The organism is Bradyrhizobium sp. IC3123, from assembly GCF_020193625.1.
Classification (GTDB): Bacteria; Pseudomonadota; Alphaproteobacteria; order Rhizobiales; family Xanthobacteraceae; genus Bradyrhizobium; species Bradyrhizobium yuanmingense.
Map to the genome: position 1 here is coordinate 15,450 of NZ_JADYVF010000005.1, position 19,794 is coordinate 35,243.

The window sequence follows — 19,794 nt, forward strand, 5'->3', positions numbered from 1 at the left end:
AATTCACAGGCAACTTTTGGGATCAAAGCCGCGCTCAATCTGCGGCTGACATCAAGTCCGAACGGGAAAGGATGAAGAGCGCGATCAGGGTCTCAGATCGGTTGCTTTATACCACTCCCCGACGGGGCTTGAGCCCCAAAAGGAACAGCCGCGAAAAATAATCGGCAATCTGCATCGGAGACCAGCTCCGCTCGTCCCTGAACCAGATCGGGTACCAGTGGCCCATTCCAGTCAGAACGCGTTCGGCGAAGTAAGTGTCGACGCTGCGGAAGTATCCCTCGTCGATCCAACACTGGTGGTTTCTCTGGTCCTGCTGGATCGTTGCGAGCACCTGCCTGACATAGTGCTTGCGGTCAACGTCGTTGAGATAGTTGATGTTGTGGTAGGTCGCCTTCGGGCCGCAAGGGGTATCGTGCAGCATCAACAACAGGCGGACTCTCTGGACGACGTAATCGAACGCCCCGAGCCTCAGGTCCTGCAAATATTCTCGAATCCCGATCTCACCGGCCAGACCTCTTCGCAGGCAAGCCAGCAAGAGGCGCTCCTTCTCGCTGAAATGATAATAGATGCCGGCGCGGGTCATGCCTGCCTCCGCCGCGATGCTCTCGAGCGACGTACCGGACGCGCCCCTTCGATTGAAACTGTCCGAAGCAATCGAGAGCATCCTGTCCAGCTTCGCGGCGCGCTTGTTCAATTTCGAGCGGGACTGGAGAAATGGTGCCAGGCTCGGCGCTTCAGGCATGTCCGGTAAGGCAATCTCACGCCGATACACCCCATGCGTGATGATGTCGTCAATGGCATCAATCGCCTGCTGGCGCGAATAATAGTCGCGCTCGGAGAACCAGAACGGAACCCAATCCAGGATGGAGATGAGGGCGACGGCCGTAAGGAGCGGCTCCTCGCAGGCAATCGAGCCGTCGGCAATGCCACGCTTCAGAAAGTCGGCGAGCAGCGCGGCATTCTGCCAGCGCCTGGCATGCACGTCTTTGCTGTAAGACGCAGCCAGTGCATCGATGTCGGAGAACAGGATCATGCGCTGGCCTTCAGGCCGCAGCCGGGCTCTTATGAAGCGCCTGACGATTTCGAGCCCGTCTATCCCGGGTTCGGCCGCCGTCTCGATTTCGTGCCTGTAGATCGCAAGACCGCGCAGGTAGCAGTGAAAGATCAGGTCTTCCTTGTCGCGGAAGTGGTGGTACAGCGCTCCCGGCACCGATCGAACCGATGCTGCGACCTGCTCCATCGTCACATTCGCATAGCTATGGCGGGCAAACAGCTTGGAAGCCGACACGAGGATCTCTTCAGCTCGGTCGGACGGGAAGGCGGCGACTTGCAAGCTTGAATATCCTTCCTGATCGTGGACGGATTCACCCCGGTGAAACGTCCACTACCACACGTCGGATATTCTTGCCATCGGACGAGGCGTTAGGCCAGTATCGCCCGCAACCCTCGGACGGCGGTGCAAATGAAGACGCAGCCGATGATTGCAGGCGCGCCGTAGATCGACGCCGAACGCCCTATCTCATGCCGTCACGGATCATGTATCCGGCGCCGCGGATCGTGTGCAGCAGCGGGCGCTCGAAGCCCTTGTCGATCTTGGAGCGCAGCCGCGAGATGTGCACGTCGATGACGTTGGTCTGCGGATCGAAATGATAGTCCCAGACATTCTCCAGCAGCATGGTCCGCGTCACCACCTGGCCGGCGTGCTTCATGAGGTATTCGAGCAAGCGAAATTCGCGCGGCTGCAGCGTCAGCTCGTCCTTGCCGCGGGCGACGCGATGCGAGAGCCGGTCGAGCTCGAGATCGCCGACGCGATAAAGCGTCTCCTCGGCGGGACCGCCGCGGCGGCGCGACAGCACTTCGACGCGGGCCAGCAGCTCGGCGAAGGAATAGGGTTTCGGCAGATAATCGTCGCCGCCGGCGCGCAGACCCTTGATGCGGTCATCGACCTGCCCGAGCGCGGAGAGAATCAGCACCGGCGTCGTATTGCCCTTGTCGCGCAATGCGCCGATCAGCGACAGGCCGTCGCGCTTGGGCAGCATGCGGTCGACCACCAGCACGTCGTATTCGCCGTTCTCGGCCATGGCGAGGCCTTCCTCGCCGTCGGCGGCGTGGTCGGCGATGTGTCCGACTTCGCGAAACGCCTTGGCGAGGTAGTCGGCGGATTCGCGGTCGTCTTCGATGATGAGGAGGCGCATCGTGCGTTCGGCGGCGGTCAAGGAGGTCAACCTTCTCTAAACATGGCGCGAGCGGCGACCGCATGCAAGCCGAGCAGGAGAGGCTCGAAGCGGGGAAAAAGGCGGGCGGTGAAGCTGGGGGGACCTCACCGCCCTAGGCCTTCCGACGGAGGGGGGCGTAATTCCACCGGAAGGTAGATGAGGGAAGCCAGCGTTGCGCTGCTTCCCCGAAGGGCACCGGCGGCGGGGGCGATTGATGCCGGCGGTACCCTTCATCTCGTGGGCCTCCTGAAGGCCTCAGCCCTTGGCGATGGGCACCGCGACGAAGCGCGACTGGCCGCCGCTCTTCACGCGCATCAGGACGCTGTTCTTGTTGTCGGTCCGCGCCGCATTGATGGCGTCGCGGACTTCGCCGGCGGTCGCCACGCTCTTGCCGCCGACCTCGAGGATCACGTCGCCTTCCTTGAAGCCGCGTTCGGCCGCCGCGCTCTTCGGATCGACCTCGGTGACCACGACGCCTTCCTTGCCGGCACCGGCCACGGAATTGGCCGGCGCAACGGTCATGCCGAGCTTCGGCACGTCGGTGCCCTTGCTGGCGCCCTTGCCGCTGTCCTTGTCGGTATCGGCCTTGGCCTCGACCGTATTCGGCAACTGGCCGAGGGTGAGATTGACGATCTTGTCCTGGCCCTTGTGCAGCACGTTGAGCTTCACGGACGCGCCGGGCGCCATGCCGCCGATCGTGCGGGCGAGCTCGCGGGCATCCTTGACGGACTCGCCGTTGACCGCGGTGATCACGTCGCCGGACTCGATGCCGGCCTTCGCGGCCGGACCGTTGGCCTGCGGCTCCGCCACCAGCGCGCCTTCGGCCTTCTTCATGCCGAGGCTGTCGGCGATGTCGGAGGTGACGGGCTGGATCTGGACGCCGATCCAGCCGCGGCTGACCGAGCCCTTGTCCTTGAGCTGCGCAACCACGCTCTTGACGGTGTTGGCCGGGATCGAGAACGCGATGCCGACGCTGCCGCCGGAGGGCGAGTAGATCGCGGTATTGACGCCCATCACCTCGCCGTTGGTATCGAAGGCCGGACCGCCGGAATTACCCTTGTTCACGGGCGCGTCGATCTGGATGAAATCGTCATACGGGCCGTTGCCGATGTCGCGGCCGCTCGCCGAGACGATGCCCGCGGTCACGGTGCCGCCGAGACCGAAGGGATTGCCGACCGCGAGCACCCAGTCGCCGATCCGCGGTTTGCTGTCGGCGAGCTTGGCGAACGGGAAGTTCGTGCTGCCTTCGACCTTGATCAGCGCGAGGTCGGTGCGCTGGTCGGTGCCGATCACCTTGGCGGTGTAGGTCTTGCCGTCGTCGGTGGTAACCTCGACCTTGTCGGCGCCATCGACCACGTGGTTGTTGGTCACGGCATAGCCGTCAGCCGAGATGAAGAAGCCGGAGCCCTGCCCCTGCACGACGCGGCCACGGCCGCCCTTCAGGCCGGGGGGCAAACCATCCGGACCACCGAAGCGGCGGAAGAAGCGCTCCATCGGCGAGCCCGGCTGGAACGGCGAGGAGGAATCGTCGCCGTCGTCATTGCTGGCGGTCTTCTCCTTCATGTTGACCTTGACCGAGATCACCGAAGGCTTCACGCGCTCGACGACGTCGGCGAATCCGACCGGACGCTCGACCTTGCGGACCTCGTTGTTGACCTGCGCATGCGCCGGGCTGGAGAACAGGTCGGCCGGCGAGGTCGACGGGCTGAAGCCATAGACGGCCGCGCCGAGACCGGCGACGACGGAAGCCATCAACGCGAGCTTGCGCGCGGAAAACACCGACCGGCGCGGCTGCCGGTAGGACGGGAGGTTCGAAAGGTCGATACGATCGTTCATGCGGAAATCTCCAGAGCCCTGAATTCCTGTTGGTGCCAGATGCCGGCACCTTGCGGACCTGAAGATGGGGACTCCCGCCTTACCGCGCGCTGGCGGCGGGGTTAAACTTTCGTAATGATGTGTCGAGGCGGATGCGGCAGTTCAGCACAGGCCAAAAATCGTGGCCTTACAGGAACTTAATCGAGTTCCCCGACAAGGCGGCAGGCGCGAATTCTGGCCCCTCAGCTCGCCCTGACACTGACGATGAACTCGTCGACTTCGCGCTTCAAGGTCTCGGCCTGCCGCGACAGATCGACGGCCGAATCCCTGGCTTCGGCCGCCATGCGGCCGGTCTCGGCCGAGGTGGAGGTGATCTGGACGATATGGTTGGAGACGTCGAGGGTTCCGCGCGCGGCGTCCTGGGCGCTGCGCGTGATCTCCTGTGTGGCGTTGCGCTGCTGGGCTGTGTCGACCTCGATGCCTGACATGATCGACGAGATCTCCGACAGCGTCCTGGAAATGCCGTCGATCGCGCCGCGGGTCTCCGCGGTGATGCCCTGAATGCTGGCGACCTGCGAGGTGATCTCCTCCGTCGCCTTGCTGGTCTGATGCGCCAGGTTCTTCACTTCCGAGGCGACCACCGCAAACCCCTTGCCCGCTTCGCCGGCCCGTGCCGCCTCGATGGTGGCGTTGAGCGCCAGGAGATTGGTCTGCGATGCGATCGCCTGGACGAGCTGGACGACCTCGCCGATCTTTTCGGCGGCATCCGACAGCGTGTGAATGGTATCGCGGCTCTTCTCCGCCTGGCTTGCAGCGCCCTCGGCGCGCTGGGTCGCGTCCGTGACGCGGCGGCTGATCGTGCCGATCGAGTTCGTCATCGCCTCGGCGGACCCTGCAACCGTCTGCACGCTGGCGCTGGCCTGGCTCGCCGCGCTCGCGACCGCATTGGCCTTGGTGCTGGTGTCGTTGGCGGTCCGCGACAGCGTCTCCGCGTTGGTCTTCAGATGCACGGCCGATGACGCCACGCTGGCGACGACACTGGCGACGAGATCGTTGAAGCGCTTGATCCTGTTATCGAGGAATTTCGACCGCTCGGCCTGATGCTGCGCTTCATGCAGCTGCTGCTCGGAGAGGCGGCGCCGCTCGATGCCGTTGGTCTTGAACACCTCCAGCGCACCGGCGAGCAGGCCGATCTCGTTGGTGCGGCCGAGCCCCGGAACTGATGTCTCGAACTTCTGGTCGGCAACCTCGCGCATGGCATGCACGATGGCCGCGAGGGGATTGAGGATGCCGTTGCGCACGGCGAACCAGGTGGTGAAGCAGATCGCGAAAGCGACGACGGCGATCACGCCGCAGGCGACCAGGAAATAAGAAAACGCGGTCTGCGCCTGCTGGTAGATCTGCATGGCATGGTCGCGCGCCGGGCCGCTCAGCGCGGCGAAGTTCGAGGACAGGCTGGTGATCTCGTTGTTGAGATAGAGGACCGCGATGAAGCCGGTGCCGCCGCCGATGCCAAGCAGGAACAATAACGCAGCGACGACGGCGCCGACCAGGAAGCGGATCGTCAGATTGCTGTTCGCGAACATCGGGGGACTCAGGAGCTGGAATCAAATCTCGCGACAAGCTTCCAGACAAAGGTCAATTTAGCATGAACCATGCAGCCGTTGCCGCGCACTGCGTGGCACGACGTCGACGGCTTCAGGGCGATTTGGGTTCGTCCGACATCAAGGCCGCGAGCCGTGCCTTCTCGTCGGGCGTGAGCGGCGGTGCCGGTACGTCCACACCAGTTCGCGAGCGGCGGCGGATTTGCAGCCACAGCGCCAGGCCGCCGCCGATCAGCAGCACCGGCCCGAGCAGCCACAGCAGCAGGGTTTGCAGCTCGAAGCGCGGCTTGAGCAGCACGAACTCGCCGTAGCGCGCCACCAGGAAATCGAGCACCTGCGAGTTGCTGTCGCCGGCCGCGATGCGCTCGCGCACCAGCAGCCTGAGATCGCGTGCCAGCGGCGCATCGGAATCGTCGATCGACTGATTCTGGCAAACCATGCAGCGAAGCTCGCGCGACAATTCGCGCGCGCGCGATTCCTTCACCGGATCCGGCATGATCTCGTCGGGCTGCACGGCGTGGGCCGCCGGCAAAGCCAGCAGCACCAACGCGATGAACGCGGCCATCATCCGGCGCATCGGGTCATTCCGCGGGCTGGAGGCGCTGCTTGGCCCGCGCCGGCTTCGGCGCGCCGACCCGCAGGCGGCGGTCGGAGAGCGAGAGCACGCCGCCGAACGCCATCAGCACCGGCCCCCACCAGATCAGGAGAACCAGCGGCTTGTGATAGATGCGCACGGCGATGGCGCCTTCGGCGGTGGCGTCGCCGAGCGAGACGTAGAGCTGGCTCGCCCCGCGCGTCAGCAGCGCCGCTTCGGTGGTCGACGAGCCGCGCGTGGTGAAGCTGCGCTTGGACGGCGTCATCACCGTGACCGCCTCGCCATCGCGGCTGATCTTGAACTCTGCGATCATCTCGCGGTAGTTCGGGCCCTGGCGTTGAAACAGCCCGTCGAGCTTCAGATCGTAGCCGGCGACATGGGCAGTCTCGTTCGGCTTCATGGTCGCGATGTATTCGCTGTTCCAGGTGGTCTCGCAGACGATCCCGATCAGCGCAACGCCGAGGCCGGCATGCGCGAACGCGGTGCCCCAGGCCGAGCGCGGCAGGCCGCGCGCCCGGTGCAGCACCGTTGCGAACGGCAGGCGCACCAGGCCCGTCCGTTCGACGAGGTCGGTGACCGCGCCGGCGATGACGAAGACGCCGAGCCCGATCGCGAGCGGTGCCAGCGCGCTGCCGCCCCGCACCCAGGCCCAGACGATGGCGACCACGACCAGCCCGGCAACGCCGGCCGCGAGCAGGCGCTGCATCACGCCGAGCAGGTCGCCGCGCTTCCACGCCAGCATCGGCCCGAACGGCACCGCGAGCAGCAGCAGCGCGAACAGCGGCGCGAAGCTGAGATTGTAGAAGGGTGCGCCGACCGACATCTTGAAATCGGCGAGCATCTCCATCGCGAGCGGATAAAGCGTGCCGAACAGCACCACGGCGCAAGCCACCGTGAGCAGCAGATTGTTCAGCACCAGCGCGCCCTCGCGCGAGATCGGTGCGAACAGGCCGCCCTGCTTCAGCGAGGTGGCGCGGCCCGCGAACAGCGAGAGGCTGCCGCCGATGAACAGGCACAGGATCAAGAGGATGAACACGCCGCGGGTCGGATCGGTGGCGAAGGCGTGCACCGAGGTGATGACGCCCGAGCGCACCAGAAAGGTGCCGAGCAGCGACAGCGAGAAGGTCAGGATCGAGAGCAGGATGGTCCAGACCTTCAGCGCGTTGCGCTTCTCCATCACCAGCGCCGAATGCAAGAGCGCGGTGCCGGCGAGCCAGGGCATCAGCGAAGCGTTCTCCACCGGATCCCAGAACCACCAGCCGCCCCAACCGAGCTCGTAATAGGCCCAGTACGAGCCCATGGCGATGCCGAGGGTCAGGAAGATCCAGGCGACCAGCGTCCAGGGCCGCACCCAGCGCGCCCAGGCCGCATCGATCCGTCCCTCCATCAGCGCCGCGATCGCGAAGGAGAACGAGATCGAGAAGCCGACATAGCCGAGATAGAGCATCGGGGGATGCACGGCGAGACCGATGTCCTGAAGCACGGGATTGAGATCGCGTCCTTCGATCGGCGGGCTGGCGATGCGCAGGAAAGGGTTCGATGTCATCAGGATGAAGAGGTAGAACGCGCTGGCGACCCAGGCCTGCACAGCCAGCACATGCGCGCGCAGCGAGAGCGGCAGATTATTGCCGAAGCTGGCGACCAAGCCGCCGAACAGCGCGAGGATCAACACCCACAGCAGCATCGAGCCTTCATGGTTTCCCCACACGCCGGTAATCTTGTAGAGCAGCGGCTTCATCGAGTGGGAATTCTCGTAGACGTTGGCGACGGAGAAATCCGAGTTCACGTGCAGCATCACCAGCGCCGTGAACGAGGCGCCGACGAACAGCAGCTGAGCCAGTGCGGTCGAGCGCGCCACGTTCATCAGGGCGGCGTCGCCAAGGCGCGCGCCGATCAGCGGCACGACGGACTGGATCAGTGCGAGGGCGAGCGCCAGCACCAGCGCGTAATGTCCTGATTCCGCGATCACCGCACCGCTCCCTGCGGATTGCCCTGCGCGGTCGTCGCCGCGGGGGTGGCAGCGCCAGAAGCTTGGGTGCCGGAACCTTGGGGACCGTAATCGTCCTTCCAGTGCCCCTGCTTCTTCAGGGCATCGGCGACGTCCTTGGGCATGTAGGTCTCGTCGTGCTTGGCAAGGACGGTATCGGCCTTGAACACGCCGTTGGCATCGAGTGCGCCTTCCGCGACGACGCCCTGCCCTTCGCGGAACAGATCGGGCAGAATGCCTTTGAAGGCGACCGGCAGCTTGGCGTTGCCGTCGGCGACCTCGAACGTCACCGCAAGATTGTCGCCGCGCTGGAGCGAGCCGGGCTGCACCAGGCCGCCGAGGCGAAACCGCTTGCCGGGCTCGACATGCTTCTCGGCGACCATGGTCGGGGTCGAGAAGAACACGATGGAGTCGCGCAGCGCGTTGAGCACCAGCGCGGCCGCGAGCGCGAGCACGGCGAGCGATCCGCCGATGATGGTCATACGTCGCTGCTTGCGCGTCATGGCGTATCCGTTCTCCGCATCTGTCGTCCCGAAATCATCCGCCGATCCCGAGAGTCTTCAGGCCTTCGTTGAGCTGGCGCAGCCGCTCGGCGTTGCTGGCAACCGCCTGCCGGGCATCGGCCGAAGCGCCCATTGCCTTGTCCCGCTCGCCCATCACCAGATAGGCGCGCACCAGACGCAGCCAGCCCTCGACATCGTCGCCGTTCTGTTTCAGCCGCGTCGCGAGACGATCGACCATGCCGCGCACCATGGCGTTGCGATCGGTTTCGGCCATGTCCTTGGAGGCAGCAATCGTCTCGTCGGACAGCGCCGGCAGCGTGCCGCCCCCACCGACCCGCGCCAGCGAGGACTGCACCAGGGCACGCCACGGCGCATCCGCAGGCGCTTTCGCAAGCAGCGCGCGCCAGATATTGGCCGCGTCGTCCTTGCGGCCGTCCTGCTCGGCGGCAAGGCCCAGAAAGTAATTCGCCTTGGGATCGTCGGCGTTCAAGGCGTGTGCGCGCTCGAATTCGGCCTTGGCCTCGGCGGTCACCACGCCGCCGGCGGCAGCCGAGATCGCTTCGCCGAGATCGGACCTGCGCTCCGCGCTTTCGCCATTGTAGGTGAGCGAGTTGCGATAGGCGCGCACCGCGTCGTCGAAGCGGCCGAGCCGCTCCAGAACCGGCGCGAGCACGTTCCAGCCGCGCCCGTCCGTCGGATTCTTCTCAAGATGCTGCTCGACCTGCACGACGAGGTTCTCGAGCGACTGCGCCATGCCACCCCCGCGCTCCCGCTGCGCAAGGGGAAAGTCCTGCAGCCGGGGCGAGCCGAGTGGCATGTAGACGCCGGCCGCGATGAGCGGCAGTCCGGCAAGCGCCAGCACGGCCGCCGCACGGCGCCATTTGAGGTTCGACTTCGGCGCCATCGCCGGCTCGCTGGCCGCCGCCGCGAGCAGCCTGCGGCTGACCTCGACGCGCGCAGCCTCCGCCTCCGGCGCCAAGATCAACCCTGCGGCGAGATCACGCTCAATTTCGGCGAGCTGGTCCTTGTAGACCGCGACCTCGCTGCCCTGATCCTGCGCGCGACTGGTGCGGCCAAGCGGCAACAGCACGGCGAAAATCGCCGCGACCGTCATCAGCGCGAACACGAACCATAGCGTCATCTGGCAAGCTTCCGGCGGCGCCCGAACCGCGCCTGTAGGTGCCTTTACACCACGGCCGGACGATGCGGCAATTGACAATTGTCAAGGCGGGCGCAACCGCATGTAGTGCCGAAAAGGTGAAAATCCAACGGCTTAGCCGATCTCGAAGTCGATACTTTGCGCGGCCTGCTCGCCGTGCCCGTCGAAGGCCTTCAGGAAGTATGTTCCGGGCTTGATTGCATCCGGCAATCTGATGCGCAGCGCTCCGACCGGAACCCGAGATGCAACCCTGGTGGCGGTCTCGGGCAGCTGCCGATCGCTGGCCTTCTCGACCAGCACCACCTTGGCTCCAACCATCAGCCGTTGATACTTGGCAACGATGACGCGGTTCTCAATTTCAATCGAGCTGATGACCGGTTTCATGCGCCTACAGATGGAAATTTCCAGACTTGCACCGGGAAAGTACGGTGCGCCATCGGCGTCGTCAACTTAAAATTGTGATCAGGAAAAATGCGCGCCGATCAGCCTGCGCGCGACGATTTGCGCTCGCCCGTGAGTGCATTTTCGGCGGCCCGGCTCATCAATGAGGCGTAATCGTCGCCGAACAGCACCTGGCAGAAGCGGATCGCGGCCTGCACCTGCTGCTGCCGATAGGTGCGGACCTTGTGATCGGCGGCACGCAGCGACTGCACCAGCTGCTCGGTCGACCGTTCCACATATTGCTGGAGATCGGAGAAGGTACGCAGCGTCACCTCGTTGATCGCAAGCTCGCTCGCATAGTTGCGGCACGTCGCGACGAAGTCGATCAGTGCCACCGTTTCCTCGACTTCGGTGCTGTCGATCCGCGCGCCCGGCGGAATGTCCTTTTCGGGGCGCTGGCGCAGGATGCGGCGGACGCGGCCGGGAACGCTGTCGATCTCGGACTGCAGCGCATTGGAGATGTCGGCCCGGATCGACGTCAGTTGCTTGCCCCAGGTCGAATCGTTGCGCAGGTCGAGCTCGGTGCGCAGTCCGCGCACGCCGTCGTGCAGCGTCTTGAGGTTGCCGGCGACATTGTCGAAATGGCCGCGCTTGATGTCCATGCGCAGGACCGCGGCGACGCAGGACAAATCGTGCAGGGCCATCGTGACGGCCATACCGTAGGGCGTCGCCGCGACGCGGATCTCGTCATCGGACGCCGCTATCTTGACCGCAAGGCGGATGATCTGCCAGGGCGCGGTCATCCGCTGCACGACGATCGACAAGGCGAAAGGCAGCATCTGCGGCGTCTGAAGCGCCGGAATGTTGAGCGCCGACGTCACCGAGGCGATCTGGGAATCCCCGAAGGCCCGCAAGGTGCGCGGTAATTTCTCGTTCAATGTCGCAATGGCGTCCCGGACCTGGAGCACCGCACCGATCGAATAGAGATCCTCGATCACGTTGGGCGGTCCGACCCGGGCCAGCGCCCGCGACTTGTCGCCGCCGCCCGGCCCCGTCAGCTCGAAGATGGCGTCCGCGGCCACCGCCTGAAGCTTCTGCGCCAGGGCTTCGACCTGCCCAGCACTGTCCGCCGGCATGCGCGCCAGCGCCGCCTCGAATTCGTTCACCTTGTCCGGTGCGCCGTCACGGCCAAGCCACTGCCAGATCGGCTGCAGCGAGGAGCGGCGAATCTGGCCGGCCCTGACAGGAGTGCCCGCTTCGACGAGGAACGGTTCCAACACCTGGAATAGGAGCCGCGACAGATCGTCCGTGCGCGGCGGCAAAGCCTCGTCGGCCTCGCTCTTGCGGACGATCTTGCGCAGCTGCTCGAGCACGAGGGTGGCCACCGCCGTGTCCTGGCCGCGCTCCAGCGCACGCTCGAACTCCCGCATCAGCAGTGCCTGCGACTGCGGCGGGAGCTGCGCGAGATATTCCCTCAGCCGCTCGATCGATGTCTGGCTCATGCGCCCGGGTAATGCACGGTAAAATGGCGGACATGGGATGGGTCCGGCGCGATCATAGGGGGTCCCCACTTAAGAAGCCGTTTAGGAAGCTGCCTCGAATGCCTCCCATGCTTCGCTGGAGGAGCCTCGGCCGCGCCGAAAATTGTCGTCGAAACAAGGGATTATAGTCCGGGAAGAACCAGCTCGGCGCGCAGACCCCCAGTCGGAGCGCTGCCGAGCGAAAGGCTGCCGCCATAGAGGGCCGCGAGGTCGGTCACGATCGACAGCCCCAGTCCCGACCCGGGCTTGGACTCGTCGAGGCGCTTGCCGCGCCGGGCGACCTGGGCGCGCTCGGCTTCCGACAGACCACGGCCGTCGTCGTCGACGATGACCCGCAAACGCGGGCCGGCGCCGGCCCGCTGTTGCGGCTCGACCAGGACCTCAATGAGGACGCGGGAGGCCGCCCATTTGCAGGCATTGTCGACGAGATTGCCGACCATCTCCTCAAGATCCTGCCGCTCGCCCCGGAACTTGGCGGATGGATCGGCCTTGGCCTCGACCACGATGCCGCGGTCGCGATGGATCTTCTCCATGGTCCGCCGCAGTCCCTCGATGGCAGGCGCCACCTCCGTCACGGTCGCGACCACCGAGACCCGTGCCGCGATGCGGGCGCGCTCCAGATGATGGGCGACCTGATCACGCATCACATCCGCCTGCTCCATCACCTTCTCCGCGAACGGATCGGCGGCATGCGCGCTGGCTTCGTTGACGATGACCGAAAGCGGCGTCTTGATCGCATGAGCGAGATTGCCGACATGGGTGCGCGCCCGCTCGACGATCTCGCGATTGGCGTCGATCAGCGCGTTGGTCTCGCGCGCCAGCGGCGCGATCTCGACCGGGAATTCACCCTCGAGCCGTTCCGCCCGCCCGGAGCGGATGTCGGCGATCGCGTCCGAGATGCGCTTGAGCGGTGCAAGGCCGAAACGGACCTGAAACACGGTCGTCAGCAGCAGCACGATGCCGAGCGCCGTGAAGGTGCCGCCGAGATAGTAGTCGAAGCTGCGTGTCTCGTCGAAAATCTCGGTATCGTCCCCGGCGACGCTGACCAGAAATTTGCCGTCGGCACCGAGATCGACCGGCCGTTCCACCATGCGCAGATTCTGCCCTTCCGGCCCGTCGACATAGGCGAGGCGGATGCCGGCGGCGGTGAGCTCGGCACCCTGCTCTTCGAGCTTCGGTAGCTTCTTGTCCCAAAGCGAGCGCGAGGAGCGCACTTCCGGCTTTTCGGTGTCGGTCCGCGTGATCTGCCAGTACCAGCCGGACAGCGGCAGGTCGAACAGGGGCTCGCCAAGCGACTGGAACTGACGGTCCGGCGGCTCGTCGGGCGTTGCGACCTCGGCGATGAGGGTGCGCAGATAGAGATTGAGCCGGCGGTCGAAGGCGCGCTCGGTGGCGTTCTTGTAGACCGACGACAGCACCACGCCTGTGATGGCCAGGATCACCACGAGCCAGGCGGTCGCCGACAGGAACAGTCGGTTCGCAAGCGAGCTAGCGGCCATCGGAATGATCCCGGGCGGCGCAGGATGGCAGGTGGTCGGACGTCATGACCGGACCAAGGGCCCTGTTCGGCCTCCCGTCAAGCCAAGATACTTCAAAGGCCGGAACGCCTCAGGCGCCCGGGGCCGGCGGCGGGGTCAGGAGATAGCCCAGGCCGCGGACGGTCTGGATGATGTCGACGTCGAGCTTCTTGCGGATGCGGCCGACGAAGACCTCGATGGTGTTGGAGTCGCGGTCGAAATCCTGGTCGTAGAGATGCTCGACCAGCTCGGTGCGCGAGACCACCCGCCCGGAATGGTGCATCAAGTAGGCCAGAAGCCGATATTCGTGCGAGGTCATCTTGATGGGATTGCCCGACACGCTGACCCGGCCAGTTCGGGTGTCGAGCGTCACCGGGCCGCAGGTCAATTCGCTCTGGGCATGGCCGGTCGAGCGGCGCAGCAGGGCGCGGATGCGCGCCAGCACCTCCTCCAGGTGGAACGGCTTTGCGACGTAGTCGTCGGCGCCGGCATCGAAGCCCTGCACCTTGTCGCTCCAGCGGTCGCGTGCAGTGAGGATCAGGACCGGCATGGTGCGGCCGTTGCGGCGCCAGGCTTCCAGCACCGAGATGCCGTCCTTCTTCGGCAGGCCGATATCGAGCACCACGGCGTCATACGGCTCGTTGTCGCCGAGATAGTGCCCCTCCTCCCCGTCGAAAGCCCGATCGACGACATAGCCGGCGTCGGTCAGCGCCTTGGTGAGCTGGCGATTGAGATCGGGGTCGTCCTCAACAACGAGCAGGCGCACGCTTCTCTCCAAGAATAGGCTGCAAGAACAGGCGACATGAACACCGCCACAGATGAGCAATTCCGGCGTGAACTGAATATGAACGCAGGGAACCGGGCTACGTTACTTTTTGGTCATATACGACCCGGCGCGCGCAAATGCGACTGCGCCCACCATGCCGCCGGAGGAGCCGGTGGCATGGTGGGCGCAACGTGCCGCATCGCGCGGCGAGCCGGAAGGTGCCGGCGTGCTGATCCGGCCGTCAGGTCCGGAAGAACACGAACCAGACGACGGCGAGGATCAGGATCGCAAGCCCGGTCGAGATGGCGAGCAGCGCCGCCACCGATGGTCCGGGCTCGCCCTGGCGTGCCTCGGTCGGAGTTTCGACGATCCGGTTCTGCTCTCGCCTGGTTGCCATGGTGACCTCGATCTGTGGCTGTCGCGTCGGATGGCCGCGACCTCCTCGGCGATGAATTGCCGGGGCAACGCGTCATCTCGGGCGATGTTCCGGTCCAGCAAACACGGCGCAGGCGGCGATTAACGCCGTTGCAAGATTCCGCGCCGGCGGTTGCTATGATTCGCAACTGGGCGATGGTATCCTCAAAGCTTGTCCGCTGTTGCGTCTGGAGTAGCCCATGGCCCCCCGCGCCAATTGGAAGGGTTTTCTGCGTCTGTCGCTCGTGACCTGCCCGGTCGCGCTCTATCCGGCCACTTCGGATACGGAGAAGGTTTCGTTCAACCAGATCAACCGCAAGACCGGCCACCGCATCAAGTATCTCAAGGTCGATGCCGAGACCGGCGACGAGGTGACGTCCGAGGACATCGTCAAGGGCTACAAGGTCGACACCGACACTTATATCGAGGTCACCAAGGACGAGCTGGACGACATCGCGCTCGATTCCACCCACACGATCGAGATCGACGAGTTCGTGCCCAAGGCCGACATCGACAACCGCTATCTGATCCGCCCCTACTACCTCGTGCCGGACGGCAAGGTCGGCCACGACGCCTATGCGGTGATCCGCGAGACCATCCGCAGCATGGACAAGGTCGCGATCGGCCGCGTGGTGCTGACCAACCGCGAGCACATCATCGCGCTGGAGCCGCTCGAGAACGGGCTGATGGGCACGCTGCTGCGCTACCCCTACGAGGTCCGCAGCGAGAAGGAATATTTCGACGACATCCAGGACGTGAAGCTGACGAGGGACATGCTCGACCTCGCCAAGCACATCGTCGAGAAGAAGTCCGGCGCGTTCGAGCCCGAGCTGTTCGAGGATCATTACGAGACCGCTCTGATCGATCTCATCAACAAGAAGCGCAGCGGCATGCCGATCACCGCCAAGGCCGCACCGAAGACCGGCGGCAACGTCATCAGCTTGATGGACGCGCTGAAGAAGAGCATCGCGAACGAGAAGGACGCGGCCCCCGCGGCGAAGGTCGCCAGGGACACGGACAAGGAGACCGCCAAGGACACCAAGGCCAAGAAGCCGAAGAAGCGCGTCGAGGGCCAGCGCGAGATGCTGCTGCCGATATCAGGCAAGGGCGGCAAGGACGCTGCGGCGAAGGCTGCGACCACGCCGAAGAAGGCCGCCGACAAGCCGGTGCGCGCGCCGGCGCGGGCAAAGAAGGTCGGCTGACAGCACCACGCCCCGCGATCACGCCGTGATGTCTCTCCTCGCCGATCGGCCGGCCTGACATGCCCTGGTCGACGACGTTCGACGATCCCGTCCGCGTGAGCAACAAGCGCAAGTTGTTCACGCTTCAAGAAGCCGCCGACTACATCATGGAGCTGCCCGAGGACGCCCAGCACGAGGCGCATTGGCAGACGGCGATCGAGACCTTGATCAATGCGGCCGAGACCGGCGGCGGCTGGGTGATGTTCGCCCGCATCGCGATGTTGCGGGCGCTGAATGCGGACGGCCGGCGCGGATGAGCGCGATCGAGACATCCTTGCCTATTCGTTGACGAACAGGCTCAACAATCGGTTAAGCGGCCAAGCCAATGGGGGCAATGCAACAGGCTGTCGGTTTGACTTCATTTGAACGGATCGACGGAACCCTAATTTAATGAATGCCGTCGTACGAGGTAAGGTGCGATCGCCGTGTTTTGGCGCGCTCGAAGATTTATTCGATCGATTTGCAAGTCCGATAACGACGCGACCATCCATCGGATCGGATGAACAGGAGTTGGCAATGCGTCTGCTTAGGTCCTTCCTTGCCGATGAGAATGGCGCAACCGCAATCGAGTACGGCCTGATCGCCGCAGGGATCGCTCTGGCAATCGTGACCATCGTCAACAGCACGGGCGCTGCGCTGCTCAACAACAAGTTCAACTCGGTCAGCACGGCGATGAAGTAACCGCCGGCCAACGGCCTGCGCAGCGGCTGCCCGCCGGAGCGGCGGGCCATGATCTGGGTCAACAGCATCGGGACGGCGACGTCTAAGCATGGAGGTCCGACTCCCTGCTGCCGGCCCGTCCATGCATCCAGACCTTCCGCATTCCCAACTGAAGATCCGCCGCGTCCGCCTCGACACCGGCCGTGAGAACGTCGTCGTCGTCTCGAGGCGCTCCAAGGCGCTGCGCGCGGAGATCTTCCGCGGTTTCAGCCGCGTCGAGCTTCGTCAGGGCGGCAAGGTTCTGCTGGCGACCCTGCTGATCACGGACGACGATACGCTCGCGGCTCCCGACGAGATCGGCCTCTCCGAGCCTGCGTTCCGGCGCTTCGCCGAAGCGGTCGGAACGGAGGTCACGGTCAGGCCCGCCTCGCCTCCGGAGAGCCTGGAAGCGGTGCGTGCGAAGATCCGCGGACGAACTCTGAGCCAGGCCGAGATCGGCGCGATCATCAGCGACCTTGCCCATTATCGCTACTCCGACATGGAGATCGCCGCCTTCCTGATCGGGTCGGCGAGCTTCATCACCAGCGACGAGCTGCTCGCCCTCACGGGGGCCATGGCGCAGGCCGGCACGCAATTGGTCTGGCCGACCCCTGTCGTCGTCGACAAGCATTGCATCGGCGGCATCCCCGGCAACCGCACCTCGATGGTGGTGGTGCCGATCGTCGCCGCGCATGGCCTGCCGATCCCGAAGACCTCCTCGCGCGCGATCACCTCGCCGGCCGGCACCGCCGACACGATGGAGGTGCTGGCGCGGGTGAATATCTCCGTCGAGGAGATGAAGGCGATCGTCTCCTCCTGCAACGGCTGCCTGATCTGGGGCGGGCACGTGAACCTGTCGCCGGCCGACGACGTCCTGATCTCGGTCGAGCGCCCGCTGAGCCTGGATACTCGCGAGCAGATGGTCGCGTCCATCATGTCCAAGAAGATCGCGGCAGGCTCGACCCATCTGCTGATCGACATTCCGGTCGGGCCGACCGCGAAGGTCACCGGCGGCGTCGAGGCCATGCGGCTGCGAAAGCTGTTCGAATTCGTCGGCGACCGCTTCGGCCGGACGGTCGAGGTGATCACGACCGACGGCAGCCAGCCGATCGGCAACGGCATTGGGCCGGTGCTGGAGGCCAACGACGTCATGGCGGTGCTCGGCAATGACAAGGATGCGCCGCGCGATCTGCGCGAGAAGTCGCTCCGGCTCGCCGCCCATCTGCTGGAATACGATCCCAAGCTGCGCGGCGGGGCCGGCTATGCCCGGGCGCGCGAACTGCTGGATAGCGGCGCGGCACTGCAGCAGATGCAGAAGATCATCGACGCACAGGGCCCCTCGACATGCAGCAACGAGCTCGGACCGCTCAGCTTCGACGTCGAGGCGAGGCATGACGGCATCGTGTCCGCAATCGACTGCCTGCGTCTGAACCGCCTCGCCCGCACCGCCGGCGCGCCGCTCGACAAGGGCGCCGGCATCCGCCTGTTCAAGAAGATCGGCGACCGCGTCGAGCAGGGCGAGCCACTCTATCGCGTCTACACGTTCGGCCGGTCGGAGCACGATTTGGCGGCCAGCGCGACTGCGGCCGACGACGGCTATGCGATCAACGGCAAGCCCCTCGGAGAATGACAGATGAGCATCACCGTTCGATTCTGCGGTGCCACCCGCACCGTGACCGGCTCGAGCTATCTGTTCCAGACCGCAAGCGGCTGTTTCCTGGTCGATTGCGGATTGTTCCAGGGCCAGAAGACGCTGAAGGAGCTCAATTATCGCGCCTTTCCGTTTCGCCCCGCCGACATCGATGCGGTGCTGCTCACGCACGCTCACATCGACCATAGCGGTCTCTTGCCGAAGCTCGTGCGCGCGGGCTTCGAGGGGCCGATCCTGGCGACGCGCGGCACGATCGACCTCTGCTCCTACATGCTGCCCGATGCCGGCAACATCCAGGAATCGGAGGTCAAGCAGCTCAACCGGCGCAATGCTTCGCGCGGGCGCAAGGAGGTCGAGCCGATCTACACGCAGGCCGATGCGATCGCATCGCTGCGATCGTTCCGCGCCGTCGACTACGAACGCTGGACCGACGTGATCCCCGGCGTCCGCGCACGCTACTGGAACGCCGGCCATTTGCTCGGCTCCGCCTCGATCGAGCTGGAAATCGCCGAGCAAGGCGCGGCGCGGCCGCTGCGCGTGCTCGTCTCCGGCGACGTCGGGCCGGAGGCCAAGCTGCTCCAGCCCGATCCCGAAGCGCCGAGCGATTTCGACTACGTCATCTCGGAATCGACCTATGGCGACCGCGTGCGCGAGGCCACGACACCTGCGCTTCGCCGCAAGCACCTCGCGGCCGAGGTGCGCGATGCCGCGGCGGCCGGCGGCGCGCTGCTGCTGCCCGCCTTCGCGGTGGAGCGCACCCAGGAGCTGATCGTCGATCTCGTCGACCTGATGGAGCACCGCGAGATTCCGACGGCGCCGATTTTCCTCGATTCACCGCTCGCGATCCGCGCGACCGAAGTGTTCCGCCGCCATTCCGAGAGCCTCGATCCGTCGGTCGACGCCACGCGCCTGCTCAACTCGCCGCATCTGAAATTCACCGAGACCGCGGACGAGAGCAAGGCGATCATGCGTCTGTCCGGATTTCACATCATCATCGCCGCGAGCGGCATGTGCGATGCGGGCCGGATCCGCCATCATCTGAAGCGCTGGCTGTGGAACGAGCGCGCGACCGTGCTTCTGGCCGGCTTCCAGGCCAACGGCACGCTCGGCCGCTTCCTTCAGAACGGGGCCAAGGCCGTCCGCATCCAGGGCGACGAGATCAAGGTCGCTGCCCGCATCCGCATGATCGACGAATATTCGGGCCATGCCGACGGAGCCGGCATGGCCAGCTGGATCGCGGCGCGTCGTCCCATCGCGCGCGGGCTGTTCCTGGTCCACGGCGAGGAAGCGGCGGTTGCGGGCCTGGCCGAGCGCGTCGCCGAGCGCATCATTCCCGCGGCCAGGATCTACCAGCCGATGCTGGACGACACTTTCGAGCTCGCGGCACCCGAACCGCGCGTGCTCGACGCCGATCGTCGCCGGCGACTGTCGCCGGAGGCCGTGACGCGTCTCGACTGGCACAACGAGATGTCCGAGCTGATGCTCGACATCAACGATCGCGTCGCAGCCGCCGCCGACGACCGCGCCCGCGGCGTCATCATCCGAAAGCTGCGGCGGGCGCTGCAGGAGACGGCGTAGCGCTCGCGGAAACAATAATCCGGATTGCGCTTCGCTCCATCCAGGCTACGGCGCTTTGACGGCCCTCTGGGTGCTGATATTCTCCGGCGGAACGGGCTCGACGAGCCATGTTGTCAATCGATCAACC

General features: G+C 65.3%; 18 protein-coding genes. 5 read left to right on the plus strand and 13 right to left on the minus strand.

What is annotated here, in order from left to right; all coding sequences use genetic code 11:
- Positions 1-106: 106 nt before the first annotated feature.
- From I6F20_RS17700 to I6F20_RS17760, 13 genes are all read right to left on the minus strand, one after another.
- On the minus strand, positions 107-1,333 hold the full coding sequence (locus I6F20_RS17700) for a TetR/AcrR family transcriptional regulator (protein ID WP_225127173.1): 1,227 nt from the start codon (positions 1,331-1,333) through the stop codon (positions 107-109).
- A gap of 181 nt (positions 1,334-1,514) precedes the next feature.
- Positions 1,515-2,195 carry a response regulator transcription factor gene (locus I6F20_RS17705; RefSeq protein WP_036023302.1) on the minus strand — a complete coding sequence of 227 codons (681 nt, stop codon included), beginning with the start codon at positions 2,193-2,195 and terminating at the stop codon, positions 1,515-1,517.
- A 276-nt stretch (positions 2,196-2,471) separates the two neighbouring features.
- Positions 2,472-4,052, minus strand: a complete 1,581-nt coding sequence (locus I6F20_RS17710; protein ID WP_225127175.1) for a Do family serine endopeptidase — start codon at positions 4,050-4,052, stop codon at positions 2,472-2,474.
- A gap of 221 nt (positions 4,053-4,273) precedes the next feature.
- Entirely contained in the window at positions 4,274-5,617 is a 1,344-nt protein-coding gene (locus I6F20_RS17715; protein ID WP_036005777.1) for a methyl-accepting chemotaxis protein, read from the minus strand.
- Between the two features lie 112 nt (positions 5,618-5,729).
- A complete protein-coding gene (locus tag I6F20_RS17720; RefSeq protein ID WP_036005780.1) occupies positions 5,730-6,212 on the minus strand; it encodes a cytochrome c-type biogenesis protein in 483 nt (160 codons plus the stop codon).
- Positions 6,213-6,216: 4 nt separating this feature from the next.
- Positions 6,217-8,199 (minus strand): heme lyase CcmF/NrfE family subunit, encoded by a 1,983-nt coding sequence (locus I6F20_RS17725; protein WP_057027209.1) that lies wholly within the window; start codon positions 8,197-8,199, stop codon positions 6,217-6,219.
- On the minus strand, positions 8,196-8,720 hold the full coding sequence (gene ccmE / locus I6F20_RS17730; protein ID WP_225127177.1) for a cytochrome c maturation protein CcmE: 525 nt from the start codon (positions 8,718-8,720) through the stop codon (positions 8,196-8,198). The genes I6F20_RS17725 and ccmE overlap by 4 nt, the downstream gene beginning before the upstream one ends.
- 34 nt (positions 8,721-8,754) lie before the next feature.
- A complete protein-coding gene (gene ccmI / locus I6F20_RS17735; RefSeq protein WP_225127179.1) occupies positions 8,755-9,861 on the minus strand; it encodes a c-type cytochrome biogenesis protein CcmI in 1,107 nt (368 codons plus the stop codon).
- Between the two features lie 132 nt (positions 9,862-9,993).
- A complete protein-coding gene (locus I6F20_RS17740) occupies positions 9,994-10,263 on the minus strand; it encodes a hypothetical protein (RefSeq protein WP_036005792.1) in 270 nt (89 codons plus the stop codon).
- Positions 10,264-10,361: 98 nt separating this feature from the next.
- Positions 10,362-11,762: a hypothetical protein gene (locus I6F20_RS17745; RefSeq protein ID WP_036023270.1), complete on the minus strand. Its 1,401-nt coding sequence runs from the start codon at positions 11,760-11,762 to the stop codon at positions 10,362-10,364.
- 161 nt (positions 11,763-11,923) lie between these two features.
- Positions 11,924-13,300, minus strand: coding sequence for an ATP-binding protein (locus I6F20_RS17750; protein WP_109144361.1), 1,377 nt, complete (start codon positions 13,298-13,300; stop codon positions 11,924-11,926).
- A gap of 109 nt (positions 13,301-13,409) precedes the next feature.
- Entirely contained in the window at positions 13,410-14,084 is a 675-nt protein-coding gene (locus I6F20_RS17755; protein WP_036005801.1) for a response regulator transcription factor, read from the minus strand.
- Between the two features lie 241 nt (positions 14,085-14,325).
- On the minus strand, positions 14,326-14,481 hold the full coding sequence (locus I6F20_RS17760; protein WP_167361642.1) for a hypothetical protein: 156 nt from the start codon (positions 14,479-14,481) through the stop codon (positions 14,326-14,328).
- 217 nt (positions 14,482-14,698) lie between these two features.
- Between I6F20_RS17760 and ku the strand changes: the two genes are divergently transcribed.
- From ku to I6F20_RS17785, 5 genes are all read left to right on the plus strand, one after another.
- Entirely contained in the window at positions 14,699-15,700 is a 1,002-nt protein-coding gene (gene ku, locus I6F20_RS17765) for a non-homologous end joining protein Ku (RefSeq protein WP_225127181.1), read from the plus strand.
- Between the two features lie 59 nt (positions 15,701-15,759).
- Entirely contained in the window at positions 15,760-15,996 is a 237-nt protein-coding gene (locus I6F20_RS17770; RefSeq protein WP_036005807.1) for a hypothetical protein, read from the plus strand.
- 259 nt (positions 15,997-16,255) lie between these two features.
- Positions 16,256-16,420, plus strand: coding sequence for a Flp family type IVb pilin (locus I6F20_RS17775; RefSeq protein ID WP_036005811.1), 165 nt, complete (start codon positions 16,256-16,258; stop codon positions 16,418-16,420).
- Between the two features lie 121 nt (positions 16,421-16,541).
- On the plus strand, positions 16,542-18,068 hold the full coding sequence (locus I6F20_RS17780; protein WP_225111882.1) for a thymidine phosphorylase family protein: 1,527 nt from the start codon (positions 16,542-16,544) through the stop codon (positions 18,066-18,068).
- A 3-nt stretch (positions 18,069-18,071) separates the two neighbouring features.
- Positions 18,072-19,667, plus strand: coding sequence for an MBL fold metallo-hydrolase (locus tag I6F20_RS17785; protein WP_225127183.1), 1,596 nt, complete (start codon positions 18,072-18,074; stop codon positions 19,665-19,667).
- Positions 19,668-19,794 lie beyond the last annotated feature (127 nt).

Excerpts from the sequence above, each read along its gene's own strand:
- I6F20_RS17705 (WP_036023302.1), bottom strand. The coding sequence starts at position 2,195 with ATGCGCCTCCTCATCATCGAAGACGACCGCGAATCCGCCGACTACCTC.
- I6F20_RS17710 (WP_225127175.1), bottom strand. The coding sequence starts at position 4,052 with ATGAACGATCGTATCGACCTTTCGAACCTCCCGTCCTACCGGCAGCCG.
- I6F20_RS17715 (WP_036005777.1), bottom strand. The coding sequence starts at position 5,617 with ATGTTCGCGAACAGCAATCTGACGATCCGCTTCCTGGTCGGCGCCGTC.
- I6F20_RS17720 (WP_036005780.1), bottom strand. The coding sequence starts at position 6,212 with ATGCGCCGGATGATGGCCGCGTTCATCGCGTTGGTGCTGCTGGCTTTG.
- ccmE (WP_225127177.1), bottom strand. The coding sequence starts at position 8,720 with ATGACGCGCAAGCAGCGACGTATGACCATCATCGGCGGATCGCTCGCC.
- ccmI (WP_225127179.1), bottom strand. The coding sequence starts at position 9,861 with ATGACGCTATGGTTCGTGTTCGCGCTGATGACGGTCGCGGCGATTTTC.
- I6F20_RS17740 (WP_036005792.1), bottom strand. The coding sequence starts at position 10,263 with ATGAAACCGGTCATCAGCTCGATTGAAATTGAGAACCGCGTCATCGTT.
- I6F20_RS17745 (WP_036023270.1), bottom strand. The coding sequence starts at position 11,762 with ATGAGCCAGACATCGATCGAGCGGCTGAGGGAATATCTCGCGCAGCTC.
- I6F20_RS17750 (WP_109144361.1), bottom strand. The coding sequence starts at position 13,300 with ATGGCCGCTAGCTCGCTTGCGAACCGACTGTTCCTGTCGGCGACCGCC.
- I6F20_RS17760 (WP_167361642.1), bottom strand. The coding sequence starts at position 14,481 with ATGGCAACCAGGCGAGAGCAGAACCGGATCGTCGAAACTCCGACCGAG.
- ku (WP_225127181.1), top strand. The coding sequence starts at position 14,699 with ATGGCCCCCCGCGCCAATTGGAAGGGTTTTCTGCGTCTGTCGCTCGTG.
- I6F20_RS17770 (WP_036005807.1), top strand. The coding sequence starts at position 15,760 with ATGCCCTGGTCGACGACGTTCGACGATCCCGTCCGCGTGAGCAACAAG.
- I6F20_RS17775 (WP_036005811.1), top strand. The coding sequence starts at position 16,256 with ATGCGTCTGCTTAGGTCCTTCCTTGCCGATGAGAATGGCGCAACCGCA.
- I6F20_RS17780 (WP_225111882.1), top strand. The coding sequence starts at position 16,542 with ATGCATCCAGACCTTCCGCATTCCCAACTGAAGATCCGCCGCGTCCGC.
- I6F20_RS17785 (WP_225127183.1), top strand. The coding sequence starts at position 18,072 with ATGAGCATCACCGTTCGATTCTGCGGTGCCACCCGCACCGTGACCGGC.